Origin of the sequence: Amycolatopsis sp. 195334CR (assembly GCF_017309385.1) — a bacterium.
In the GTDB taxonomy this organism is placed as follows: domain Bacteria; phylum Actinomycetota; class Actinomycetes; order Mycobacteriales; family Pseudonocardiaceae; genus Amycolatopsis.
Genome location: NZ_JAFJMJ010000001.1, coordinates 369,441 through 392,411, shown reverse-complemented (window position 1 = coordinate 392,411; position 22,971 = coordinate 369,441). Strand labels below are relative to the sequence as shown.

Here is a 22,971-nt window from a genome sequence, read left to right as displayed (position 1 = left end):
TCCCTTTCCGTACAAGAGGAGTGGTTCAGGCGGAGCCGAAGAAGTCGGTTTCGCCGATGTCGAGGGGGAGCAGCGAGCCGTCGCCGCGGGCCAGCACGAGCTCGTCGCGGGCGGCGAGGGCGGTGGTCCCGTCCGGACCGGCCACCGCGCGTTCGACCGCCGATTCCACCGGCAGCGAACCGGTCACCTCGCCGGTGTCGAGCGAGACCTGGCTGAGCGTGTACTCGGGGTCGTTCACCGAGCGCTGGTGCTGCACCAGCACGTGCCCGGTGTCGGCACCGGCGGGCGTCCCGTCCGTGACGACCAGCCGCGCCCCGGGGAAAGCGGTCTGGCTGACCTGGAGCTTGCGGCCGTTTTCGGGACCGCGGAACAGGACGCTGCCCAGGCTGCCGATGCCGATGTCCTCGAGCACGACCTGCTCGCCGTTCAGTTCGGCCTCGGTGGCGGTCGCGCCGGACGGGCGGTCGGGCGTCGACTTCGCGGAAAGGCGTTCACCCCACGCCGAAGCGGTCTCCGCGTCGACCGCGGTGGCCGAGGTCTGGTCGACCTCGATCGCCTTCACCGTGCCCGCCGTGGTCAGCGCGAGGACCCGCTGGTTGTCCGGGTCGTAGGCGTACGCGGCCCGGGCGGCGACGAACGCGGTGCCCAGGCCGGGCACCTCCTCGCCTTGTGCGGCAATCGATCCGTCCGCCACGTCGAGGATGAACAGCCCGGAATCGGTGGCCAGGTAGGCGTAGCGCTGCCCGGCGGTGAGCACCGAGGCCTCCCAGACCAGTTCGTCGGACAGCTGCGTGTCCCACAGCACCTCACCGCTCGCCGGATCGGCGGCGGCCAGCCGCACCTGGAACATGTCCTGCGTCATCAGCTGGAACATGCCCTGGCTGCCGTGCCGCTCGTACGGCACGAGGACCACGTCCCGCCCGTTCACCTCGGCGAAGGCGAAGCCCGGCTGCACCTCGATGTCCGGTTCGGGGGAGACGAGGTAGGAACCGCCGAAGAACAGCAGCGCGAACAGGCCGGTGAAGAACAGGAACGGGATCCGGAACGTCAGGCGGCGGCGCGGTGTGTCGTGGAGCGACGGCGCCGGTGCGTACTGCGGTGGGTCGAGGTACATCGGCTTCCCCTGTTCGGTCGTGATGGGGAGAGCTTCGGCGCCCGATCGCGCCTACCGGTCCCAGGAACGCGCCGCGTAGGCTCGCCGGGTGACCACCGCTACGGCGACGCTTCCCCGCGGCCTGGTGGTCGCGCAGGCGTGGGCGGAACTGGGGGAGGCCGTCGCGCCGCTGGGCAACGGGGCGGGCCGCCCGCTGACCCGCACGGTGAAGCTGATCCTCGAACCGCTGGTGCTGCGCCCGGTCCAGCACCCCGAGTTCGCCGCGGGCCCGATCGCCATCGCGCACGTCGACGCCCTGCGCGCCCGGATCACCGGCGCCGGCCCGGTGCTGGCCGCGACAGCGAGCTGGTTCGTGGTGCTGAAGAAGGAACGCCGCCGCCTGCGGATCACCGACGGCAATCCGCAGGACCTCTACTTCCAGCGCTGCTTCGAGCTGGCGACCGAGCACGGGGAACCGGGCGCGGATGCCGAGCGGGTGGCGGCGTCCGTGCTCGCGGACGTGCACGCTCAGGGCGGCCCGACCGTCGGCGCGCTGCGGGGCTTCCTGACCGACGCGGCCAACGCGGGTGAGCTGACCCGGCTGATCGAGGTCACCTGGGCCGCGATGTCCGCGCCACCGCCGGGGCAGGTGCCGGTCACCGCCGCGGAGTTCCTGGCCACCTGCGCCACCGCGCCCGACGACGCGTTGTTCCGGGCGCTGGTCGCGGGTGCCGCGGGCAGCGCGCTGGCGGCCGAACTCGACCAGCCGGGTGTCGCGCAGGCACACGGGCTGACCGACCGCGACCGGCCGGCGCGGCCGGTGCTCGGGGTGAGCGCGTCGAAGGCGAACCTGCCCAAGCCGTTCGACCGGTCGATCCTGGAACGGCTGTTCGCGCCGCTGACCAACACCTTCCTGCGGGCGGGGCTCGCCGACGTCCCGGCACTGGTGCGCCAGGAGATCGCGCGCTCGGCCGGGCCGTGGCAGCTGGCGGACGAGGTCAGCCGGGTGGTGCTGGTGCTCGGCCGGGAGGCGTCGGCGCCGCTCGCCGACGGATCGGCCGTGGTGGCGGGCAGCGCGGCCGCCCGGCTGCGGTCGCGGTGGGAGCGCGAGGCCTACGTGCACCGGGTGCTGCGCCTGCCCTCGGCCGCGCCGCCGGAGCTCCACGCCGACGTGCGCGGCGTCCGTGCTGCCTACCTTCGGCGGCTTTGGGTTCGGGTGCACGGCCGTGAGCTGCGGGAAGACGGGGTGGGCGCGGAGCAGGTCTGGGATCTGCTTGACGGCGTGCTGCGATCGGTCATCCTTGACCAGCGCGATCGGTTGCGGGCGGTGTTGGAGCGGGAGGCCGGGGCATGAGGGTGTCGCGTGCGGGCGACCTCGTTGTCGGTGAGTGGCCGGAGCGGGTGGAGGCGGTGGCGCTGCTGGAGGCTTCGGGCGCGATGCTGGCGTGGAACGTGCTGGCCGACGGGGACCTGCCCGCGGCGCGGGTGCACGACCCCGACCTGGCGTCGGAGTGGCTGTGGGAGATCTACGGCCGGGCCACCGACGGCATTCTCTCCGGCGCCGACGAGGTGACCGTGCCCGCCGACGGCGACTGGCGGGTGCGGGTGGCCTGCCGGGTGGTCGCGCAGCTGAACTGGGCGGAGGCGTGGTGGCCCGCGTCGGTGGTGGCCGGGGTGCCCGCGCTGGACCTCGGCACGCTGCGGGCCGAGCGGGTGATCAATCTGTCCATTGTGGAGCACCTGCTGGACGACCTGGACGCGGTGACCGGGGCGCTGGCGGTGCTGCCGCCGGGAGTGCACCCGGACCTGGTCGAGCGGCTCACCGTGCTCGCCGAGAACTACGGCGTGGTGCTCCCGGCCGGGGTGGCGCCGGGCCGGGCGGACTACGCGCTGGCCGCGGGCGGGCCCGCGGCCGCCGGTGGCACCACCGTGTACACCGGAACCTCCATTGTGGACTGGACACTGGTGCCGCCGGGTGCGGTGGACGCGGGCGCGCCCGCCGAGTGGGCGGTGGTGCGGCGGCAGGGGGTGACCGCGCTGGAGGTGGCGGTCCCGGCGGGGCCGCGGCCGGTGGCCCGGCTGATCGCCCGGTTCGGCGACATCGAGGTGGTCCTGGACGAGGTCGACGACCTGGGCAGGCTGACCGGTTCGGCGCCGGTGCCCGCCACCGTGCTCCTGCTGCCGCCGGACCGGCGGGTGGTGTCCGTGCACGCGCCGGGGTTCGCCGCACCCGCCGTGCTCGACCCCGGGACCGCGGTGCGGCAGGCGGAGATCATCGCGTACGCGCTGTCCCGCGTGGGTTCCGCCGCCGCGACGCTCACCGAGCGGACGGCCGGGTGAGGGACCGGCACGACGAAGGCGTGCGCCTGGCCGCCGATGGCGACTTCGCCGGGGCGCGCTCGGTGCTGGAAGAGGTGCTCGCGGTCGCGTCGGGGACCGAACGGGCGCAGGTGCTGCTGAACCTCGCGCACGTGGTCGACCTGACCGGCGACCGGGAACGCGCGGTCGCCCTGATGTCCGAGGCGTTGCCGCTGGCGGACGAAGCGCTGCGGCCGCTGGTCGTCGCCGCCAGGGCGGATCTGCTGCCGTGGCTGGACCGGTGGGACGAGGCCTGGCAGGACGTCGAGGCGGCGCTGACCGAAGCACCGGACAACGTGGCGTTGCACCACAGCAGGCTCGGACTGCTGATGATGGCCGGACGGCTCGACGAGGCGATCGACGAGGCCGCGGTGGCGATCGACCTGGCCGAGCGGGACACCCCGGAGTACCTCGAAAGCCTGCACACCGGTCTGGCGCAGGCGTTGCTGGGACGGGCGTGGGTCCACCACGCGGAGACGCGGTTGCCCGAAGCGCTGGCGGATCTCGACCAGGCGGCCGAGCTCGGCGTGGAGCCGCTGACCGGCGCCATCGCCGCCGTGCGTGCCCGGGTGCTGGCGACCGGCGGGCAGTACGCGGAAGCAGCCGAAGTCGCGCAGGCGGCGTTGGCACACGAGTTGGAACCGCCCATGCTCGCCTCGGTGCACGCGACGCTGGCGGAGGTCACCAGTGGTACCGGCGATCTGGCGGGTGCCGACGACCACCTGGCGCTGGCCCGGGAACTGTCCGCCGCCGTCGGCGATACCGGAAGCGAGGCGGTCGCGCTGCTCAGCTCGGCGCGGCTGGCCTACCTGGCCTCGGACGTCGAGCGCGCGACGGCGTTGTACGACGAAGCCGAGGCACTGGTCGCCGATGATCCGCGCCGGCTCGCGGTGTGCCTGCACGGCCGGGCGGCGCTGTGTGTGCTCACCGGCCGGGCGCCCGAGGCGCTGGGACTGGCGGACCGGGCGCTTGCCTTGCTCGGTACCGCGACCCCGCTGGAACTCGTTGCGGTGCACCAGGTCCGCGGATCGGCATACGAGGCGCTGGGTGAGTTCGCCGCCGCCGAAGCCTGTTACGCCGAGGCAGCCGCGGGTTGTGAGGTGGCGGGGTTGTGGCACGCGTCGCTGGGCATGGCGTGGTGGCGCACGGACGCGCTCGTGCGCCGGGCCGCCGCGGTGACCGGGGACGAGCGGCGCGCGATCAGCCTGCGTGCACTGGACCTTGGCCTGCCCGCCGCACTGGCGGCGGAGGCCGTGCGGCAGCGTTTTCCGCACGGGCCGCTGCGGGAGCGGTGGGTGGCGCTGGCTTCCGCGCCCGCGACGCGCTCGGCCTTCCTGGCCATTCGCGCGGTCGAGGACCCGGCGCTGGCGGCGGAGTACATCGACCACCTGGCGGGCGCGGTTTCCCTGCACACCACCGCCGCGGTGTCCCGGGAGGAGCTGATGTCGTTGCCGTTGCCGCCGGACGGGGGTTTCGACCTGCCGCCGCGGGTGCGCGCCGATCCGGCCATACCGTCCACACTGGACGGCTGGATCGACGTGGCCGAGCAGCGGTACGGCTTCGGCGTGCGGTCGGCTTCGGTGGTGCGGTCCTGGTGAGGGTGCAGCTGAAACTGGTCGACGCCGGCGACCTGTACTACTCGTGGCGGTGGGAGCACCAGCCGGATGAACCACGCGTGATCGTCGTGCCGCGCGAACTCGTGCAGGGCGTGCTGGACGAATGGGCGGCGGCCGTGCCGTCGCCGCTGCCGGGGGAGAACGCGGGGCAGGCGCTGCGGCGAGCGTTGCGCGACGGCCCGCTGGTCGACCGCGATCGTGAGGTCGCGCTGGCCACCCGGCTGTCCGCGGCGTTGTTCCCACATCGGCTGGCCGCCGAGCTGAACGCGTTGCTGGAGCAGGGGATCCGGTCGCACCTGCGCATCCAGCCGTCGCCGTCGACGGCGCTGGTGCCGTGGGAGGCGCTGCGCGTCGACGAGGGGGAGCGGACGGTGCACTGCTCCGACGTCTCCGTGCTGGCGCCCGCGACCGTGGCCAACGGCACGGCGCGCCGGGTCCCCGCCTTCGATCCACAAGGGACGGTCGTCGGTGTGCTGGATCCGCGCGTGCCGGGGTTCGCGGACGGTTCGGCACTGGGCTCGGTGCTCGGCGAGGTGAGCCAGGAACTGGCGGCGCTGGCCACCGGCGGGCTGCGCCGGGACGACGTGGATCGGGAGTACCTGGAGGAAGCGCTGGCCGGCGCGGCGCGGTTCCTGTACGTCGGCCACGTGACCACCGGGGAACACGGCCTGGACGCGCGGCTGCACCTGTCGTGCACCGCGGCGGCGGCCGGGCGCGCGGAGCCGATCGGCGCGCACCGTCCGCTGACCGCCGCGGACATCGTGCTGGGACACCGGCCGGGGCCCGCGCGGCCGTGGCGGATCCCCGCGCGGGTGGCGCTGGTGGCCTGCGAAAGCGGTGGGGAAGTCCGGTTCGCCGAGCCGTCCGGTCTGGTCACGGCCATGGTCCACGGTGGCGCCGAGCACGTGACCGCCACGCGCTGGGTCCTCCCCACCGACGAAGGCCTGCGACGGCTGGTGCCGGACTTCTCCGGGACACCCGTGCTCAACCCGGCGGTGCTGGCCGTCGACGCCGCCCACCGCGCGGAAGATCCGGTCCGCGCACTGAACACCTGGCAACGCGAAGCCGCGAACCAGTGGGAGGCAACGGGCGAGGCGGCTTACTCGCCCGTGGTGTGGGCGGCCTTCAGCACCACGTGGGCGCCGCCGGCCGGCGACCGGTGAGCACGGGCTGGAAGAACCCGCTTCGCTCCGGCGAATGCCAGGCGGCCTCGGTGAAGCCCGCGGCCACCACGAGCTCGGCGAGGTGCTGGTGCCCGATCGCCCACGAGGTCACCCGGCGAACCCGCGGTTCGTAGGTGTCACCGCGGGGGTGCAGCTGGATGTGCCGCAGGTCGTAGTGCTCGTCGTCGTGCCAGTCCCAGAGCTGGAAGGTGACCACCGGCCCGGCCGCGGTCTCGTGGAGTTGCACCGGACTCACCCTCGGCCGGTCCCGACGCTCGGCGCGGACGGTCAGCACCAGCGTCCCGCCCGGGCGCAGCACCCGCCGCATCGAGGCCAGCGCGGTCGCCAGCGCCGGTTCGGTGAGCAGGTGCGCGATGGAGTTGTCCGCGCACACCACGACATCGAAGGCCTCGTCGCGGAACGGCAGCCGGGCCATGTCCGCCGCCAGCGCGGGAAGCCGCCGCCCCCGCGCGGTGGCCTCGCGCACCGCCCGCGCGGCGGCGACCGGGCTGAGGTCGCTGCCCACCACGCGGTAGCCGAGCCCCGCCAAGCCGATCGCCTGGGTGCCGATGCCGCAGGCGCAGTCCAGCACCGCCCGCCCGCCACCGGCCGCGGTGATCAGCCCGTCCAGGGCGGCCGCCTGGCGGGCCATGCTGCCGTCCCAGTCCGGGAAGATCAGGTCGTAGTCCTCGGCGAGCTGGTCGTAGAACCGGCGTGCGCCCGAATCCGCCACCGGACCAGCTTAAGGCTTGACATCATGGGCCGATGGACGGTGAGCAGGACGAGGCGCGGGCCCGCGCCTTCACCCACTGGCAGAGCCTGATGACGAACTGGCACCGGCGCGCCAAGCGCAACCGCCGCATGTCGAAGTCGCTGATGTACAGCTGTGTGATCCTGCCCATCGGCACCACCGCGCTGGCCGGGGTGCCCGAGGTGCCGCGCTGGTGGATCGTGGTGGCGAGCGCGGGGGCGGCGCTGGCCGCCGGGCTGATGGCGGCCACGCGCTCCTACGCGCAGTGGCCGCTCGCCCGCGAGATCCAGACCCGGCTCCTCGGTGAGCGCTTCCTCTACGAGCAGGGCGCCGGGGTCTACGAGGAACTGTCCGAAGTCGAGCGGACCCGGCTGTTCTCCGTGCGCATCGTGGAAATCGGGGCCGCCGGGCACAGTTCGTGGGCCGGGCACGTCTCGGACGCGGCCACCGACGTGCTCACGATCGAGCGACCCGCCGTCAGCTCATCTTGATTCATTCCAGAAAATGCGCAAGACTGCGCCCGTGCCCACGACCACCGACTTCGAGCGCCTGCTGCGCGAGGTCGAGCTCCGGGTGACGCGTCCGCGGCTGGCGGTGCTCGCCGCCGTGCACGGACACCCGCACGCCGACACCGACACCATCATCGGTGCCGTGCGCGCGGACCTGGGCGGGGTCTCCCACCAGGCCGTCTACGACGTGTTGCGCGCGCTCACCGCGGCCCGCCTGCTCCGGCGCATCGAGCCACCGGGCTCGGTGGCGCGCTACGAAGCCAGGGTCGGGGACAACCACCACCACGCCGTCTGCCGGTCGTGCGGAGCCATCGCGGACGTCGACTGCGCGGTCGGCCCCGCACCGTGCCTGACGGCGTCCGACGACCACGGCTTCACCATCGACGAGGCCGAGGTCATCTACTGGGGCACCTGTCCCGCCTGCTCCACCTCGCTCAAGGACTGAGCGCGCCCTCCGATCCCGAAAGGACTTTTGTGTCTGACACCCCCGACGCCGTAGTTGGCGAGATGAACGTGGAGAGCGCGGGCGGCTGCCCGGTCTCGGCCGGGCGCTTCAAGCACCCCACCGAGGGTGGGACCAACCAGGAATGGTGGCCGAACCAGCTCAACCTGAAGATCCTGCGCAAGCACTCGGCCGTGGCCAACCCGATGGACGACGGCTTCGACTACGCGAAGGCGTTCGCCACGGTCGACCTCGACGCGCTGGCCAAGGACGTGGACGAGGTGCTGACCACCTCGCAGGAGTGGTGGCCCGCCGACTTCGGCCACTACGGCCCGCTGATGATCCGCATGGCGTGGCACAGCGCGGGCACCTACCGCGTCAGCGACGGCCGCGGTGGCGCGGGTGCGGGCATGCAGCGCTTCGCGCCGCTGAACAGCTGGCCGGACAACGGCAACCTGGACAAGGCGCGCCGGCTGCTGTGGCCGGTCAAGAAGAAGTACGGCAAGGCCATCTCGTGGGCCGACCTGATGATCTTCACCGGCAACCGCGCGCTGGAGACCATGGGCTTCAAGACCTTCGGCTTCGCCGGCGGCCGCGCCGACGTGTGGGAGCCGGACGAGGACGTGTACTGGGGCCCGGAGCGCACCTGGCTCGGTGACGAGCGCTACAGCGGCGACCGTCAGCTGGAGAACCCGCTCGCCGCGGTCCAGATGGGCCTGATCTACGTCAACCCCGAGGGCCCCAACGGCAACCCGGACCCGCTGGCCGCGGCCCGCGACATCCGCGAGACCTTCGGCCGGATGGCGATGAACGACGAGGAGACCGTCGCGCTGATCGCCGGTGGCCACACCTTCGGCAAGACCCACGGCGCGGCCGACCCCGACCAGTACGTCGGCCCGGAGCCCGAGGGCGCCCCGCTGGAGGAGCAGGGCCTCGGCTGGAAGAACACCTTCGGCAGCGGCAAGGGCCGGGACACGATCACCAGTGGCCTGGAGGTCACCTGGAGCCCGACGCCGACCCAGTGGAGCAACTGGTTCTTCCACAACCTGTTCACCTACGAGTGGGAGCTGACCAAGAGCCCCGCCGGCGCGAACCAGTGGAAGCCGAAGAACAACGCGGCCAAGGGCACCGTGCCGGACCCGGAGTCCGGTGCGCTCGACCGCGCGCCGAGCATGCTCACCACCGACCTGGCGCTGCGGTTCGACCCGGTCTACGAGCCGATCTCGCGGCGGTTCTACGAGAACCCGGAGGAGTTCGCGGACGCCTTCGCCCGCGCCTGGTTCAAGCTCACCCACCGCGACATGGGCCCGATCCAGCGCTACCTCGGCCCGCTGGTGCCGCAGGAGGAGCTGATCTGGCAGGACCGCGTGCCCGCGGTGGACCACGAGCTGGTCGGCGACGCCGACATCGCGGACCTCAAGGCGAAGATCCTCGACTCGGGCCTTTCGGTCGCCCAGCTGGTCACCACCGCGTGGGCGTCGGCTTCGACGTTCCGCGGCAGTGACAAGCGCGGTGGCGCGAACGGTGCGCGCATCCGCCTCGAGCCGCAGCGCGGCTGGGAGGTCAACGAGCCGGACAACCTGGCGCAGGTGCTCAAGGGGCTGGAGGCCGTCCAGGCGTCCTTCAACACCGACACCAAGAAGGTCTCCCTGGCCGACCTGATCGTGCTGGGCGGGGTCGCCGCCGTCGAGAAGGCCGCCAAGGACGCGGGCATCGAGCTGAAGGTGCCGTTCACCCCGGGCCGCACCGACGCTTCGGCGGAGCAGACCGACGCCGAATCGTTCGCCGCGATGGAGCCGACGGCCGACGGGTTCCGCAACTACCGGGGCAAGGGCAACCGCCTGCCCTCGGAGTACCTGCTGGTCGACCGGGCGAACCTGCTGAACCTGAGCGCGCCGGAGATGACCGTGCTGGTCGGTGGCCTGCGGGTGCTGGGCGCCAACCACCAGCAGTCCGAGCAGGGCGTGTTCACCTCGGCCCCGGGCACGCTGACCAACGACTTCTTCGTCAACCTGCTCGACCTGGGCACGGAGTGGAAGTCCACTTCGGAGGACGGCGAGTCCTTCGAGGGCCGCGACCGCGCCACCGGTGAGGTCAAGTGGACCGGGAGCCGCGTCGACCTGCTCTTCGGCTCGAACTCCGAGCTGCGGGCGCTCGCCGAGGTCTACGCCAGCGACGACGCGAAGGAGAAGTTCGCCCGCGACTTCGCCGCCGCGTGGGCCAAGGTGATGGACGCGGACCGGTACGACCTGGTCTGATCCACGGCTGAACGGACCAGGCCGGGCGCTCGGGCGCCCGGCCTGGTCCGTTTTCCGGGCTCGAAGGCCGGATGAAAGTGCGGTGCAAGTCCGCGTCGGCACCATCGCCGGATGAACGGGTACCAGGTAGATCCGGAGAAGATGCAGGGGGCGGCCGACGCGATCGGGCGCGGTTCGGGGCACCTCGGCGCGATGGCCGAGTACTGCGCCTCGCTGAGTTCGTCGGCGGACGGGGCCGAGTTCGGGGAGATACTGGCGAAGTTCCGCGGTGGGTACGACGCCGCCGCCGAAACCCAGGTCACCGTGCTCAAGGACATGCAGGCCAAGCTCGGCCTGACCAGGGACGCGCTCGAAACCACCAAGGCGGCGTACGAGACCACCGACCGCACCTTCGGCACCGGCATCGGTGACTTCCTCGGGGAACTCGACAGCCCGGTCGGCGACGAGGTCGTGCGATGACCGGCTTCCAGGACACCGTGGACGTGCCGGCGCTGCTGGTGGAGCCGCAGGACCACGGCGAGGAGATGACCGCGAAGGTCGACCAGATCGGCGGCCTGCTCGGCCCGATCGACGACGTGTGGCAGTGGTTCTTCGGCTGGAGCCTGCTCGAATCGCTCTTCGTGCCGTTGAGCGGGAACTGGGGCCAGCTCCGGTCGTACTCCGAGGGCTGGGCGGCCCTCGGGGACGCGGCGGAGGGCGTCTCGACGAACCTCAGCGGGATCACCACCGAACTCCGCGAGAGTTGGCAGGGCGAGGCCGCCGACGTCTTCACCGACTACATGGGACAGTGGCACAACTCGCTGGCGAGCGAGAAGGACATGTGCGGCAACATGTCCTCCTACATCGGTGATCTCGCGGACAACGCGGAAGCCGTGTTCGACATCATCCTGTCCACGATCAACCTGTGCATCGACATCCTCCTGATGGCGCTGAAGATCGCGAACCTGCTCAAGGCGCTGAAGAAGGCGGGCGAGGCGCTGCTGAAGGCCAAGCACGCGATGAAGGTGCTCAAGGAACTCGAATCGATGATCGAGACGGTGATCGCCTACATCGAGGCGATCGCCAACGGCATCGACGAGGCCAACGACAACCAGTCCGCGCCGAGCGGGCACGTGGCGACCCCGGCCGCGCCAGGCGACGGGTTCGGAGCCGGGAAATGAACAGGGAAAAGCTGGAACTCGCGGCGGCGCGCGTCCGCGAAGCGAATGCGCGGCTCGCCACCACGCTGGCGGAAACCAAGCGGGACCTCGAACGGGCGAAGGCCGAGCTCGACCGCGAGAAGGCGGAAGGCAAGGCGGACGACCGGTTCGCCGAACGGGCGCGGTCCGGTCAGGGCGGCCGCGACCTGCAGCGCATCCAGGAACTGGTGGACCGCGGCCGGCTCGGCTGGGACGACGTCCTGCTCGGCCGCGGCGAGGAGTGGATGACCAACGCGGTCCGGCGGATGCTGGGCCCGCTCAAGAGCGCGATCGACCGCGGCGGCCTGGACGAGGGCGAGGCCCGGGCGACCCGCGCCGACGACGACGAGTACTTCGACGACCCGCTCGGGGGTTCCAGCGCGGGTTGAGGGTTCACCGCGGTAAACCCCAGCACCACCGAGGAAAAGTTTCCGGGGCTGGTTCACCGAAACACTTGAACCATGGAAAACGGAAACGGATCACCGGGCCGGTGGTGGACGCTGCTGGTGGTCAGCGCGGCGCAGCTGCTGGTCGTGCTCGACGGCACCATCGTGAACATCGCGTTGCCCTCGGCCCAGGAAGCGCTGGGCCTGACCGACGCCAACCGGCAGTGGGCGATCACCGCCTACGCGCTGGCATTCGGCGGGTTGCTGCTGATCGGCGGCCGGATCAGCGGCGCGCTCGGCCACCGGCGCGCGTTCATGATCGGACTGCTCGGCTTCGCCGCCGCCTCCGCGCTGGGCGGGGCGGCGAGGGACCCGCTGATGTTGTTCGGCGCGCGGGCCTTGCAGGGCGCGTTCGCCGCGTTGCTCGCACCTGCCGGATTGTCCCTGCTCACCACCACGTTCACCGAAACGCGGGAACGGGGCCGCGCGTTCGGGGTGTTCGCCGCGGTGGGGGCCGCCGGCTCGGCGATCGGCTTGATCGCCGGTGGGGTGCTGACGGAGTACACGAGCTGGCGGTGGTGCCTCTACATCAACGTGCCGGTGGCGCTCGCCGCCGCGCTCGCCGTGCGATTCGTGCCGCGGGACGCGCCCGCACGGGGACGGCTGGACGTGCCGGGTGCGGTGCTCAGCGTCGCCGGTTTCGCCGCGCTGGTGTACGCGTTCACCGAGGCCGAACCGCGGGGCTGGGGCTCACCGGTGGTGGTGGCGCTGCTGGCCGTCGGAGTGCTGCTGCTCGCCGCGTTCGCGGTGGTCGAACACCGGTCGCCGCAACCACTTCTGCCGTTGCGCGTGCTGGCGCACCACGCCCGTGCGGGCGCCTTCCTCGCGATCACCCTGATGTTCGTCGCGATGTTCGGCTTCTACCTGTTCATGAGCTACTACACGCAGCTGGTGCTCGGGTATTCGCCGGTGCGGGCCGGGCTCGCGCTGATCATCAACGCGGTCGCGGCGCTGGCCGGATCGACCCTGATCGCCGGACGGCTGCACGGCCGGGTCGGGCCCGCGGCGCTCGTCGTGCCGGGGTTGCTCGCAGCAGCCGCCGGGATGTTCTTGCTGGTCTGGGATCCCAGCACCGGCCTGGTGCCCGCGTTGCTGCTCACCGGACTCGGTCTCGGCTGCGTGCTGCCACCGACGGCGAGCCTGGCCACCGCGGGGATGCGCGGGCACGACATCGGTGCGGCGTCGGCCGCCTACAACGCCGCGCAGCAACTCGGCGCGGCCCTCGGCGTGGCGCTGCTCAACACCATCGCCAGCAGCGCCACCACGTCGCGGTCCCCGGAAGCGCTGGTGCACGGCTACACCACCGCGCTGACCGTGGCGCTGGGCATCCTGCTGGTGGCCGCGTGCGTCGCCAGCCCGCTGATCACCGTCCACACGCGACGGTCCCGGTCCACGGAAGGAACGGCATGAGCATCCCGATCATCGACCTGTCGTCGGGCACCCGCGAGGAACTGGCCGCCGCGATCGGCCACGCTTGCACCACCTCGGGCTTCTACGTCGTCGTCGGGCACGGTGTGCCGCGCGAGCTGGTCGCGCGGATGTACGCGGTGACCATGGAGTTCTTCACCCGGCCGGTCGGCGAGAAGGACCGGGCGGGCGGGTTCCGGCGGTCCGGCGGGACCACCGCGCGGAGCCTGGACCAGCAGTCCCCACCGGACCTGTGCGAGTCCTTCGGGGCCCACGTCACCGCATTGGCCGACGGCTGGCCGGACGCACCCGCCGCGTTCCGGGAAACCTGGCTCGAATATCTGGCCGCGGTCGAATCGCTCGCCCACGACCTGTTGCGGTTGTCCGCGCGGGCGCTCGGTTCGGCGGAGGACTTCTACGATGACAAGTTCGACCGCCACACGTCCTCGTTGGTGGCGAACTTCTACTACCCGCAACACGATGCGCCGCTGCCGGGTCAGCTGCGCCGTGGTGCGCACACCGACTTCGGCGGGTTGACCGTGCTGTACCAGGAGGACGATCTGAGCGGCCTTCAGGTGTGGCAGGGCGAATGGCGGGAGGTCCGCGCCATTCCGGGCAGTTTTGTGGTGAACATCGGCGATCTGCTGGCGCGGTGGACCGGCGGGCGGTGGGTGTCGACCCTGCACCGGGTGGTCAACCCGGCGCCGGGGGACACCTCGTCACGGCTGTCCGTGCCGTTCTTCTACCAGCCCAACCCCGACGCGGTGGTCGATTCGGTGGTGGCGGGGGAGTGGATCGCCGCGAAGATGCGGAAGTTGTTCGCGCGGTGAGGCACTCCGCGGACCGAAAATGTCGGTGGTCCTTCCTAGGCTCGCCGCCATGACCACTTCTCCCGACCCGCGTCCGCTCTTCGGCAAGGCGCTGGACCAGACCGCCCGCCAGATCGCGGCGGTGCGTCCCGGCGAGCTGGACCACCGCACACCCTGCGCCGACTACGACGTCCGCGCGTTGCTCGGGCACGTGCTTTCGGTGCTGCGCAAGCTGGTCCGCGTCAGTGTTGGCGAGGACGCGCGCGAGGTCCCCGACGTGATCGACGGCATCGCCGATGACGGCTGGGCCAGCGCGTTCGCCCAGGCGCGTGGCGAAGTGGAACGCGCGTGGGCCGACGACGCGATGCTCGACCGCACGGTCACCCTGCCGTGGGCGACCATGCCCGGCCGAGTGGCGTTGGACGCCTACACCCACGAGCTCACCGCGCATTCCTGGGATCTCGCGCACGCCACCGGCCGGACCGCCGATCTCGACGAGGACCTCGCCGTCCGGGCGCTCGCCGCGTTCACGGAGTTCGCGCCGCCGGAGGAACGCAGCGAGCGGGGTCCGTTCGGGCCGATCGTGGAGGCGCCCGAAGACGCCGGCGCCTACACCCGGCTGGCCGCTTTCTTGGGGAGGTCCACTGGCTGAACAGACTGGTACGCCTAGGATCCGGGCATGCGGCTCGGGCGACGTCAGCGGGAGCTCCTGCGCCGGTGGCTGCCGGGCGCCGAAGTGGTGCGCGACCACAGCTGGGGCCCGGACGGCACGACCGTGCTCGAACTGCGCCTCGGCGACGACCGGTACATCGCCAAGGCAGCCGCGGAAGGCGACCACCACCTGCTGCGCGAGTTGCGGGCGCACCAGAACTGGCTGGGGCCGCTGGGCGCGCGTGGCCCGGAGCTCGTGCACGCCGACGCCGACGCGCGGCTGCTCGTGACGCGCTTCCTGCCGGGAGAGCTGGTGCAGGGCCACGACGCCGAGCGCCGCCCGGACACCTACCGCCAAGCCGGGCGGTTGCTGGCCTCGCTGCACGGACAGCTCACCGTCGAGGACGCCGATTTCGAGGCTCAGCTGAAGAGGAAGACACTGTCGCGATTGGACGGTGAGCACCGCATCGCGCCGGAGATCGTCGACCGGCTGCGTGCCGAAGTGGGGTCCTGGCCGACCCCGCCCGCCGCCCTGGTCCCGACCCACGGCGACTGGCAACCACGCAACTGGCTGGTGCACGAGGGCGTGCTCCGGGTGATCGACTTCGGCCGCGCGGACCTGCGCCCGGCCTTCACCGACTTCACCCGCCTTGCCGCACAACAGTTCCGGGGCGCCCCGGAACTGGAAGCCGCCTTCCTCGACGGTTACGGCCACGATCCCCGTGAACCAGGGGCCTGGCGTCGCGAACGCTTCCGCGAGGCGATCGCCACCGCGGTATGGGCCTACCAAATGGGCCTGTCGGACTTCGAACGCCAAGGCCACCGCATGATCGAGGAAGCGCTCGCCTAGGTGCTGTCCGGCAAGTCACGCTCGCGGTCTTCGCGCCCAGGCAACCCCTGGCACGGTGGCTCGACCGAGGGCCAGTACGAGGCCGCGCGGATCACGAAGCCCATCGAGCAGACTTGGAGGACAGCGACTAGGGCTTCGCGCCGCGGAGGAGCCCGGGCGCCAGCCGGCGGTGCACGGCCGAAAGCGGCGGCCAGACGAGGTACCCCATCCGGCGGTCGTACCGCAGGGAGGTGGTCAGGGTGAGCTGCCCGTCGGCCGCGGTGACCAGCAGGTTCGCCGTGAGGAACCACGACGTGGTCTCCAGCCGGATCCAGTCGGCACCGCGGTCGGCGATCCGCCAGCCCGCCACGGTGCCCGCCGACGGGCCCCGGCTGAGCCGGAGGCCGAGGAACCCCCGCCAGATCAACCGCGCGCCGGGACTGGGGACGTCGCCGAACAGGGCTCTGGCCCACTGCTCCGGGGTGGCGGTCTCGGTGATGGGGCGGCTGAACACGTCGGTGTAGTGGGCGCCGGGTAGCACGGTCTCCATGGGCTGCTCCGTTCTATACGATGGCGTACAAGACGCAGGTTAGCCCGGTTTATACGGGTGCGTATATCCAATGAGAAGTGAGGTGGCACACGTCGTGGGCGCTGCGCGCACACCGCGGGACCGGTGGATCGAAGAGGGCTTGATGGTCCTGGCGGCCGACGGCGTGGACGCCGTCCGTGTCGAGGCGCTGGCCAAACGGCTCGGCGTCACCAAGGGCGGTTTCTACGGCTACTTCGCCGACCGCGACGCCCTGCTCGAAGCGATGCTGGACACCTGGGAACGCGAGAGCACGGACGAGGTGCTCGACCGGATCGAGCGCGAGGGCGGGGATCCGAAGGAGAAGATCCACCTGGCCGGGGTACTCACCTTCTCCAGCGATCGGTTGCTGCCCATCGATCTCGCCGTCCGAGCCTGGGCGCGCCGGGCCCCGGCGGTCGCCGAGCGCCTGCGGCGCGTGGACAACCGCCGCATGGACCTGCTGCGGGAAATGATCGGCACCTTCTGCGACGACCCGGACGAGGTGGAGGCGCGGAGCACGCTGGCCTTCTGCGTGGCGATCGGCGAACACTTCCTGGTCGCCGACCACCAGGGCCGCACCCGAGCCGAAGTCCTCGCGCGAGCCGCCGACCTCCTCCTGAACCGCTGACCGAGGCCGGAAAAGCCACCTTCACCGCCTACTCCGCGCCTGAATCGTGATCGGTTCTGGGGGCTCAGTAACCGAAGGGCGGCTTCGGGATTTCGAAGGTGGGGATGTTCGGGACGAGCGAAGCGGGCGGCGGGCCCGGCTTGCCCGAGACCACGCGCAGCACAGCCGTACCGTCCTGCACCGAAGCGATTTGCATGGCGACGATCCCGTCCACCGGTGCCGGGGCCTCGCGCGGGGCCGTGCTGCACGACGAGCCGCCGCCGTTTTCGTAGAAGGTCGAGATGCAGTTCGCCGACAGGCTCCCGGAACTCCCACCGGCTTCGAACCGGATGCCGTTGCCCTCCACCGCCCGCACCACGAGCTTGCTGATCCCGGCCGTGCCGCTCAACGCGATCTCGGCGGGCCCGGAGACCAGCACCTCGCACGTGCCGTCCGCGCACGCCGCGTAGTCGCTGCCGTCGGCGGCCACGGGCACAGCAGGCACAACTGGCACAACAGACTCGGGAATGGGCGCCGGGTCCGCAGCGCATCCGGCAAGGAGCAACAGGCCCAGCGGCCAGAACCTTCGCATGTGACCGAGCCTAGGGAATCCGGCGCCCACACCGGCCCGAACGGCAGCTTGCGGTCAATCCCGCACCCACCACCGGCACCGTTCCTACGCTCCGGGGCATGGTGACCAAACTGGGCCGCGTCGTGCTCGGTGTGCTGTCGGCGATCGCGGTGCTCGGCGGCGGGGCGCTGGTCGTGATGGTGATCGTCTACTTCGGACTCTTCGGGGCGAGCGAGTACCGGCCCGAGCTGACCGAGTTCGGTGGCTGGGCCATCATCGCCGGCCCGCTCGCGCTCGCGGTCTACACGGCCGGCGCACTCGACGCGCCGCCCGCCATCCGCGTCAGCGCCGCCATCGGCCTGATGTTCGCCGCCTTCTTCGCCACCCTGCTGATCTCGTACGTGGTGTCGCTCACCGCCGACCGCGGCGGACCGCGCGGCAACCTGGAGGACGGCACCGCCGGCTTGCTCTGGCTGCTCGCCGGTGCCTACTTCCTCTGGCGCCTCGCGGCCCGCCGCTGGCCGGTCAGCGATCCCAGTCGACCGGCAGCACGATCGGACCGCGGGTAGCCAGCCCGTCCTTCCACTCCACATCGGAGTCGGCGAACCGCAGTCCCGGCAGCCGCCGCAGCAGGGTTTCCAGCGCCACCTGGAGCTCCATCCGCGCCAGCGGTGCGCCGAGGCAGTGGTGGGCACCGTGCCCGAAGCCGACGTGCGAGGTCTCGTCGCGGGTCAGGTCGAGCCGGTCCGGTTCGGTGAACTTCGCCTCGTCGCGGTTGGCCGACGCCAGCGCGGGCAGCACCGGCTCCCCGGCACGCACCAGCACCCCGCCGAGTTCGATGTCCTCCAGCGCGTACCGCGCGATGCCCGCGCCGATGCCGAGCGGCACGTACCGCATCAGCTCCTCGACCGCCCGCGGCACCTGCCCGAGATCGGCCCGCAGCCGCGCCAGTTCCCCGGGGTGGGTCAGCAGCACGTAGACGAAGTTGGGGATCTGCGACGCCGTGGTCTCGTGCCCGGCCACCAGCAGGGCCTGCGCCAGCGACAGCAGTTCCTCTTCGGACAGTCGATCTTCGTTGTCCCGCGCCAGGGTCATCGCACCGAGCAGGTCGTCGGTCGGCTGCTCCCGCCGCTGCGCGATCAGCCCGGCCATGTACTCCCGCATCCGCTCCACGTATTCGGCCACCTGCTCCGGCGGGAACTTCGTGGTGGAGAGGAAGGCGTCGGACCACAGGCGGAAGTCGGACCGGTCCTCGTACGGCACGCCGAGCAGTTCGCAGATGACGGTGATCGGCAGCGGCAGCGCGAAGTCGGCGACCAGATCGGCGGGCGGGCCCTTGGCCAGCATGTCGTCGACGAGCCCGTCGGCGATCTCCTGCGCCCGCGAGCGCAGGCGTTCCACGCTGCGCACGGTGAACGCCTTGGTGACCAGCCGCCGCAGCCTGCTGTGGTCCGGCGGGTCCATGCTCAGGATGTTGCCCGGCGGCGGCAGGTGGGCGCGCATGCGCGGTTCGTCGCGGCCGACGCTGGCCGCGCGGCTGAACCGCGGATCACCGAGCACCACCTTGACGTCTTCGTACCGCGTCGCCAGCCACGCCGGTTCGCCGTAGGGGAGCCGGACCCGGCTCAGCGGTTCTTCCTGCCGCAGGGTGCGGAACAGTGGTTCGGTTTCGAGCCGCTCCGGCTCGCTGAAGGGGTAGGACCGTGCTTCGGAAACTTCTCTGGTGGTCATCACCCGGCTCCTCTCCGTACCGGTCACACTCTAACCATTAAGTCAGTCGCTTGCTTGAGATGTGACGTCGGTCGGTTTACCGACCAGTTCGGTCGGTAACTCGGTACGGTGATCACCATGGCCCGACCATTCCGGCAGCAGGCGGACGCGGAGATCCTCGATCACGCCTCCACCCTGTTCGCCCAGCACGGGTTCGCCCAGACCTCGCTGAAGGCCGTGGCGGACGCGGTCGGCCTGTCCAAAGCCGGACTGCTGCACCACTTCCCGACCAAGGAAGCGCTCTACACCGCCGCGCTCGAGGTCGCCCGCGAGCAGGGCAGGCGCGTGCTCGACCGGCTGGCGGCGCTGCCGCCGGGGCGCGAGCGCGACCTGCGCGCGCTCGAACTGCTGACCGACATCGCGCTGGACCGGCCGGGGCTGGTGGCCCTGGCCTTCCGCACGGTGACCACGCCGGACGCGGAACCCGCGCTCGACGCGGAGGACATGTTCGTTTCGAAGATCTTCGCCGTCGACACCGCCGTCGACGCGGTGGCCGCCGATCCGCCGGAGCGGGTCGTGCGGGTCATCGGCGCGCTCAGCGCGCTGGCTGTGCTCACCCTGGCCGCCAACGAGCACGGCGAGAAAACCGCCTGGCGGCCGCTGATCATCGCGACCTGCGCGGACGCGCTCGGCCACCGAAGCCCGTCGCCCGCCACTTCCCGTCACGACCAGGTGGAGGCCTGATTCCCGATGGCACGTCTGTTGTACCGGCTCGGTTTGGCCGCCCAGCGGCGCCGGTTGGCCGTGGTTCTGGTGTGGCTCGTCGTACTGGTCGGCGCCGGTATCGGCGCCTTGACCCTGTCCGGCACCACCGCGAACAACTTCTCCATCCCCGGCCAGGAATCCACCACGGCGCTGGAGAAGATCAAGAGCGCCGGCGGTGGCGGCGCCACCGCCCAGGTGGTGATCAAGGCCCCCGAGGGGCAGAAGCTGACCTCACCGGAGAACGCGCAGGTGATCGGTGGCCTGGTGGCGAAGCTGAACGAGCTGCCGGGCGCGGTCGGCGCGAGCAACCCGCTGGACCCGGCCGCTCCCGCGGTCAATCCCGGCCAGGACACCGCCTACAGCACGGTGAGCTACTCCGCCCCGCCGGGCGGGGTCAGCACCGCCGACCAGGACGCCTTGTTCGCTGCGGTCGACCAGGCGCGCGCCGGTGGTTTCACCGCCGAGGTGAAGGGTGAGGCCACCATGGCCGCGCCGCACATCGGCGGCGCCACCGAGGCCGTCGGTGTGGTGCTGGCGCTGGTGATCCTCGCGCTGACCTACGGCTCGCTGGTGGCGGCCGGGATGAACCTGCTGACCGCGGCGGTCGGCGTGGGCATCGGCGTGCTGGGCATCACCATCGCCACCGGGTTCATGGATCTGCAGTCGACCACCTCGGCGCTGGCCGGCATGCTCGGCCTGGCCGTCGGCATCGACTACGCGTTGTTCATCATCAACCGCTACCGACATGAGCTGCGCGAGGGCAAGGACGTGCCCACCGCGATCGGCACCGCGGTCGGCACGGCCGGGTCGGCGGTGCTCACCGCGGGCATCACGGTGATCATCGCGCTGCTCGGGCTGATCGTGGTCGGCATTCCGTTCCTGACCCAGATGGGCGTGGCCGCGGCCGCCACCATCGTGGTCGCGGTGCTGGTCGCGCTGACCCTGGTGCCCGCCGTGCTCGGTTTCCTCGGCAAGCGCGCGCTGCCGCGCAAGCAGCGCGAGGCCCCCGCCGAGGCGGAAACCGAGAGCAAGGTCTACGGCGGCTGGATCGGCACGGTCACCAAGCGCCGGGTTTCGGTGCTGCTGCTGGCGATCATCGGCCTGGGCGCGATCGCGCTGCCGGTCACCCAGATGCGCACCACGCTGGTCCAGATCCCGCCGGCGGAGAGCACGCAGGAGCGGGCCGAGGCCCTGCTCACCGACGCGTTCGGCGCCGGGGTCAACGGGCCGCTGATCGTGCTCTTCGAAGGCCCGCAGGCGAGCCAGCAGGCGATGCAGGCGGTCGGCCCGATCGACGCGATCGGTGACACCGCGATGGTCGTGCCGCCGAAGCCGGGTCCGCCCGGTATGCCCGCGATGCTCACGGTGATCCCGGAATCCGGGCCCACCAGCGAGGACACCGAGCACCTGGTTTCCGATCTGCGCGACTACCTCGCCGGTCTGGACGGGGTCGAGGCCTCGGTCACCGGCGCCACCGCGGTCAGCGTGGACGTGGCGGTCTCGCTCGACGAGGCGCTGCCGATCTACCTGGTGATCGTGGTCGGCCTGGCCCTGCTGCTGCTGATCCTGGTGTTCCGTTCGCTGCTGGTGCCGCTGGTCGGCGTGCTGGGCTTCCTGCTCACCGTGGGTGCGTCGCTGGGTGCGACGGTCGCGGTGTTCCAGTGGGGCTGGCTCGGTGACGCGGTGAACCTGGACGCGCCGGGGCCGCTGATCAGCCTGACGCCGATCCTGGTCATCGGCATCCTGTTCGGCCTGGCCATGGACTACCAGATCTTCCTGGTGTCGCGGATGCACGAGGCGCACCACCGCGGAGCTTCGCCGAAGGACGCCATCGTCACCGGCTTCAAGCAGGCGGCGCCGGTGGTGGTGGCCGCGGCACTGATCATGTTCTTCGTGTTCGCGGGCTTCGTGCCCGCCGGGGAGCCGGCGATCAAGTCGATCGCGTTCGCGCTGGCGATCGGCATCCTCGCGGACGCCTTCGTGGTGCGGATGATCCTGGTGCCCGCCGCGCTGGCGCTGCTCGGGGAACGCGCGTGGTGGCTGCCTTCGTGGCTGCGGTGGCTGCCGGTGCTCGACGTCGAAGGCGCCGCCCTCACCGAAGACCACCCGAAGCCGAGGGAACGCGAAACGGTCGACGCGTAGCTCCCAGTGCAGTGAATGTGGCTTTCACTGCGGATTCCGCTGTGAAAGCCAGGCGGTCTCAACTGGTTGTTGCAAGTAGGGCTTTGTCGAGTGTTTGTGCTGGAGTGTGCCAGTTGAGGGTTTTGCGTGGGCGGGTGTTCAGGCGCTGGGCGATGGTGTCGCAGTGGGTTTGGGTGAGGTGGCGTAGGTCTGAGCCTTTGGGCCAGTACTGGCGGAGCAGGCCGTTGGTGTTTTCGTTGCTGCCGCGTTGCCAGGGGCTGTGTGGGTCGCAGAAGTAGACCTGCAGGCCGGTGTCGAGGGTGAACTGGGCGTGCTGGGCCATCTCGTTGCCCTGGTCCCAGGTCAGCGACTGGGTGAGCGTGTCGGGCAGGGCGGTGATCATGCCGGTGAGCAATGTGCGGACGTCGAGGGCCTTGTGACTGTCCGGTAGTGGTGCCAGCAGCACGAACCTCGAGGTCCGCTCGACCAGGGTGATCACCGCGCCCTTGCCGGTACCGCCCAGGAGCAGGTCGCCTTCCCAGTGCCCGGGAACGGCCCGGTCGGCGGCGGTGGCGGGACGCTGGCTGATCGGGACCATGCCGGCGATACGGCCCGCGCGGCGCGCCCCGGTGGCCGCGCGGGACCGGCGGCCGGTGCGGCCGCTGCGCAGGTGAGCGGCCAGTTCCCGCCGCAGCTCACCACGGCCTTGGACGAACAACGACTGATAGATCGTCTCGTGACTCACCCGCATAGCCTCATCATCGGGGAACAACGTCGGCAGCATCTGCGAGATCTGCTGGGGTGACCAGTCCGCTTCCAGCAGACCGGTCACCACCGCCGCCAGCTCACCTGCCAGCAGGTGGGGTTTCGGGCGCCGGCCGCGTTCGATGGCCAGACGCTGGGCTCGGTCGGCCCGGTAGCGGCGAGGCCGGCCAGTGATCGTGGTGCCGGGCCTGGAACACCGCGGTCCACCGCCGCGGCGTACCTCACGGGAAATCGTCGAGGGTGACTTACCCAGGACTTTCGCGATCGCGTCCTGGGTAAGTCCTTGATCCAGACCGTTCTGGATCATCACTCGTTCCTCGCACGTCAACCGGGGTCCTGGCATGAGAGATCTCC

24 protein-coding genes are annotated in these 22,971 nt (G+C 71.4%); 18 read left to right on the top strand and 6 right to left on the bottom strand.

What is annotated here, in order from left to right; translation table 11 throughout:
- Positions 1 to 25: 25 nt before the first annotated feature.
- Positions 26 to 1,114: a PA2928 family protein gene (locus JYK18_RS01895; RefSeq protein WP_206799871.1), complete on the bottom strand. Its 1,089-nt coding sequence runs from the start codon at positions 1,112 to 1,114 to the stop codon at positions 26 to 28.
- Positions 1,115 to 1,202: 88 nt separating this feature from the next.
- Here JYK18_RS01895 and JYK18_RS01890 point away from each other — a divergent pair, with 88 nt between their 5' ends.
- The 4 genes from JYK18_RS01890 to JYK18_RS01875 are packed head-to-tail and all read left to right on the top strand — an operon-like array spanning position 1,203 to position 6,230.
- The gene (locus JYK18_RS01890; protein ID WP_206799869.1) at positions 1,203 to 2,447 is read left to right on the top strand and encodes a hypothetical protein; all 1,245 of its coding nucleotides are present in this window, start codon (positions 1,203 to 1,205) and stop codon (positions 2,445 to 2,447) included.
- A complete protein-coding gene (locus tag JYK18_RS01885) occupies positions 2,444 to 3,433 on the top strand; it encodes a hypothetical protein (RefSeq protein ID WP_206799860.1) in 990 nt (329 codons plus the stop codon). Before JYK18_RS01890 ends, JYK18_RS01885 begins: the two co-directional genes overlap by 4 nt.
- On the top strand, positions 3,430 to 5,049 hold the full coding sequence (locus JYK18_RS01880) for a hypothetical protein (RefSeq protein ID WP_206799858.1): 1,620 nt from the start codon (positions 3,430 to 3,432) through the stop codon (positions 5,047 to 5,049). Before JYK18_RS01885 ends, JYK18_RS01880 begins: the two co-directional genes overlap by 4 nt.
- Positions 5,046 to 6,230, top strand: coding sequence for a CHAT domain-containing protein (locus JYK18_RS01875; protein WP_206799856.1), 1,185 nt, complete (start codon positions 5,046 to 5,048; stop codon positions 6,228 to 6,230). The genes JYK18_RS01880 and JYK18_RS01875 overlap by 4 nt, the downstream gene beginning before the upstream one ends.
- Here JYK18_RS01875 and JYK18_RS01870 read toward each other — a convergent pair.
- Positions 6,193 to 6,963, bottom strand: a complete 771-nt coding sequence (locus JYK18_RS01870; RefSeq protein WP_307795752.1) for a class I SAM-dependent methyltransferase — start codon at positions 6,961 to 6,963, stop codon at positions 6,193 to 6,195. The two genes, JYK18_RS01875 and JYK18_RS01870, sit on opposite strands and share 38 nt — an antisense overlap.
- 32 nt (positions 6,964 to 6,995) lie before the next feature.
- Here JYK18_RS01870 and JYK18_RS01865 point away from each other — a divergent pair, with 32 nt between their 5' ends.
- From JYK18_RS01865 to JYK18_RS01820, 10 genes are all read left to right on the top strand, one after another.
- A complete protein-coding gene (locus tag JYK18_RS01865; RefSeq protein WP_206799845.1) occupies positions 6,996 to 7,472 on the top strand; it encodes a DUF4231 domain-containing protein in 477 nt (158 codons plus the stop codon).
- 31 nt (positions 7,473 to 7,503) lie between these two features.
- Positions 7,504 to 7,935, top strand: a complete 432-nt coding sequence (locus tag JYK18_RS01860) for a Fur family transcriptional regulator (RefSeq protein ID WP_206799843.1) — start codon at positions 7,504 to 7,506, stop codon at positions 7,933 to 7,935.
- A gap of 29 nt (positions 7,936 to 7,964) precedes the next feature.
- Complete coding sequence (gene katG / locus JYK18_RS01855) at positions 7,965 to 10,190, top strand: catalase/peroxidase HPI (protein ID WP_307795751.1); 2,226 nt, start codon at positions 7,965 to 7,967, stop codon at positions 10,188 to 10,190.
- Between the two features lie 111 nt (positions 10,191 to 10,301).
- Positions 10,302 to 10,649, top strand: a complete 348-nt coding sequence (locus JYK18_RS01850; RefSeq protein WP_206799841.1) for a type VII secretion target — start codon at positions 10,302 to 10,304, stop codon at positions 10,647 to 10,649.
- A complete protein-coding gene (locus JYK18_RS01845) occupies positions 10,646 to 11,350 on the top strand; it encodes a WXG100 family type VII secretion target (RefSeq protein WP_206799839.1) in 705 nt (234 codons plus the stop codon). The genes JYK18_RS01850 and JYK18_RS01845 overlap by 4 nt, the downstream gene beginning before the upstream one ends.
- Positions 11,347 to 11,757: a hypothetical protein gene (locus JYK18_RS01840; protein ID WP_206799837.1), complete on the top strand. Its 411-nt coding sequence runs from the start codon at positions 11,347 to 11,349 to the stop codon at positions 11,755 to 11,757. Before JYK18_RS01845 ends, JYK18_RS01840 begins: the two co-directional genes overlap by 4 nt.
- Before the next feature lie 72 nt (positions 11,758 to 11,829).
- Positions 11,830 to 13,224 carry an MFS transporter gene (locus JYK18_RS01835; RefSeq protein ID WP_206799822.1) on the top strand — a complete coding sequence of 465 codons (1,395 nt, stop codon included), beginning with the start codon at positions 11,830 to 11,832 and terminating at the stop codon, positions 13,222 to 13,224.
- Positions 13,221 to 14,051, top strand: a complete 831-nt coding sequence (locus tag JYK18_RS01830; protein ID WP_206799819.1) for an isopenicillin N synthase family oxygenase — start codon at positions 13,221 to 13,223, stop codon at positions 14,049 to 14,051. Before JYK18_RS01835 ends, JYK18_RS01830 begins: the two co-directional genes overlap by 4 nt.
- Positions 14,052 to 14,100: 49 nt before the next feature.
- Positions 14,101 to 14,682 carry a TIGR03086 family metal-binding protein gene (locus JYK18_RS01825; protein WP_206799817.1) on the top strand — a complete coding sequence of 194 codons (582 nt, stop codon included), beginning with the start codon at positions 14,101 to 14,103 and terminating at the stop codon, positions 14,680 to 14,682.
- A gap of 27 nt (positions 14,683 to 14,709) precedes the next feature.
- Positions 14,710 to 15,531: a phosphotransferase family protein gene (locus JYK18_RS01820; protein WP_206799816.1), complete on the top strand. Its 822-nt coding sequence runs from the start codon at positions 14,710 to 14,712 to the stop codon at positions 15,529 to 15,531.
- A 127-nt stretch (positions 15,532 to 15,658) separates the two neighbouring features.
- On the opposite strand, the gene JYK18_RS01815 is transcribed toward JYK18_RS01820, so the two are convergent.
- Positions 15,659 to 16,060 (bottom strand): hypothetical protein, encoded by a 402-nt coding sequence (locus JYK18_RS01815; protein ID WP_206799814.1) that lies wholly within the window; start codon positions 16,058 to 16,060, stop codon positions 15,659 to 15,661.
- 142 nt (positions 16,061 to 16,202) lie between these two features.
- On the opposite strand from JYK18_RS01815, the gene JYK18_RS01810 reads away from it, so the two are divergent.
- Complete coding sequence (locus JYK18_RS01810; protein WP_242578907.1) at positions 16,203 to 16,706, top strand: TetR/AcrR family transcriptional regulator; 504 nt, start codon at positions 16,203 to 16,205, stop codon at positions 16,704 to 16,706.
- Positions 16,707 to 16,770: 64 nt separating this feature from the next.
- On the opposite strand, the gene JYK18_RS01805 is transcribed toward JYK18_RS01810, so the two are convergent.
- Complete coding sequence (locus JYK18_RS01805; protein WP_206799810.1) at positions 16,771 to 17,190, bottom strand: hypothetical protein; 420 nt, start codon at positions 17,188 to 17,190, stop codon at positions 16,771 to 16,773.
- A 185-nt stretch (positions 17,191 to 17,375) separates the two neighbouring features.
- On the opposite strand from JYK18_RS01805, the gene JYK18_RS01800 reads away from it, so the two are divergent.
- The gene (locus tag JYK18_RS01800) at positions 17,376 to 17,825 is read left to right on the top strand and encodes a hypothetical protein (protein WP_206799808.1); all 450 of its coding nucleotides are present in this window, start codon (positions 17,376 to 17,378) and stop codon (positions 17,823 to 17,825) included.
- On the opposite strand, the gene JYK18_RS01795 is transcribed toward JYK18_RS01800, so the two are convergent.
- On the bottom strand, positions 17,782 to 18,987 hold the full coding sequence (locus tag JYK18_RS01795; RefSeq protein WP_206799806.1) for a cytochrome P450: 1,206 nt from the start codon (positions 18,985 to 18,987) through the stop codon (positions 17,782 to 17,784). The genes JYK18_RS01800 and JYK18_RS01795 overlap by 44 nt on opposite strands.
- A 117-nt stretch (positions 18,988 to 19,104) precedes the next feature.
- Here JYK18_RS01795 and JYK18_RS01790 point away from each other — a divergent pair, with 117 nt between their 5' ends.
- Entirely contained in the window at positions 19,105 to 19,710 is a 606-nt protein-coding gene (locus JYK18_RS01790; RefSeq protein ID WP_206799804.1) for a TetR/AcrR family transcriptional regulator, read from the top strand.
- Positions 19,711 to 19,716: 6 nt separating this feature from the next.
- Positions 19,717 to 21,873, top strand: coding sequence for an MMPL family transporter (locus tag JYK18_RS01785; protein ID WP_206799801.1), 2,157 nt, complete (start codon positions 19,717 to 19,719; stop codon positions 21,871 to 21,873).
- Positions 21,874 to 21,931: 58 nt separating this feature from the next.
- On the opposite strand, the gene JYK18_RS01780 is transcribed toward JYK18_RS01785, so the two are convergent.
- On the bottom strand, positions 21,932 to 22,960 hold the full coding sequence (locus JYK18_RS01780; protein ID WP_277992142.1) for an IS30 family transposase: 1,029 nt from the start codon (positions 22,958 to 22,960) through the stop codon (positions 21,932 to 21,934).
- Positions 22,961 to 22,971 lie beyond the last annotated feature (11 nt).

Coding starts and splice junctions, on each gene's coding strand:
- JYK18_RS01895 (WP_206799871.1), bottom strand. CDS start 1,114: ATGTACCTCGACCCACCGCAGTACGCACCGGCGCCGTCGCTCCACGAC.
- JYK18_RS01845 (WP_206799839.1), top strand. CDS start 10,646: ATGACCGGCTTCCAGGACACCGTGGACGTGCCGGCGCTGCTGGTGGAG.
- JYK18_RS01790 (WP_206799804.1), top strand. CDS start 19,105: ATGGCCCGACCATTCCGGCAGCAGGCGGACGCGGAGATCCTCGATCAC.
- JYK18_RS01825 (WP_206799817.1), top strand. CDS start 14,101: ATGACCACTTCTCCCGACCCGCGTCCGCTCTTCGGCAAGGCGCTGGAC.
- JYK18_RS01795 (WP_206799806.1), bottom strand. CDS start 18,987: ATGACCACCAGAGAAGTTTCCGAAGCACGGTCCTACCCCTTCAGCGAG.
- JYK18_RS01820 (WP_206799816.1), top strand. CDS start 14,710: ATGCGGCTCGGGCGACGTCAGCGGGAGCTCCTGCGCCGGTGGCTGCCG.
- JYK18_RS01810 (WP_242578907.1), top strand. CDS start 16,203: ATGGTCCTGGCGGCCGACGGCGTGGACGCCGTCCGTGTCGAGGCGCTG.
- JYK18_RS01865 (WP_206799845.1), top strand. CDS start 6,996: ATGGACGGTGAGCAGGACGAGGCGCGGGCCCGCGCCTTCACCCACTGG.
- JYK18_RS01835 (WP_206799822.1), top strand. CDS start 11,830: ATGGAAAACGGAAACGGATCACCGGGCCGGTGGTGGACGCTGCTGGTG.
- JYK18_RS01785 (WP_206799801.1), top strand. CDS start 19,717: ATGGCACGTCTGTTGTACCGGCTCGGTTTGGCCGCCCAGCGGCGCCGG.
- JYK18_RS01840 (WP_206799837.1), top strand. CDS start 11,347: ATGAACAGGGAAAAGCTGGAACTCGCGGCGGCGCGCGTCCGCGAAGCG.
- JYK18_RS01780 (WP_277992142.1), bottom strand. CDS start 22,960: ATGCCAGGACCCCGGTTGACGTGCGAGGAACGAGTGATGATCCAGAAC.
- JYK18_RS01885 (WP_206799860.1), top strand. CDS start 2,444: ATGAGGGTGTCGCGTGCGGGCGACCTCGTTGTCGGTGAGTGGCCGGAG.
- JYK18_RS01850 (WP_206799841.1), top strand. CDS start 10,302: ATGAACGGGTACCAGGTAGATCCGGAGAAGATGCAGGGGGCGGCCGAC.
- JYK18_RS01800 (WP_206799808.1), top strand. CDS start 17,376: ATGGTGACCAAACTGGGCCGCGTCGTGCTCGGTGTGCTGTCGGCGATC.
- JYK18_RS01815 (WP_206799814.1), bottom strand. CDS start 16,060: ATGGAGACCGTGCTACCCGGCGCCCACTACACCGACGTGTTCAGCCGC.
- JYK18_RS01830 (WP_206799819.1), top strand. CDS start 13,221: ATGAGCATCCCGATCATCGACCTGTCGTCGGGCACCCGCGAGGAACTG.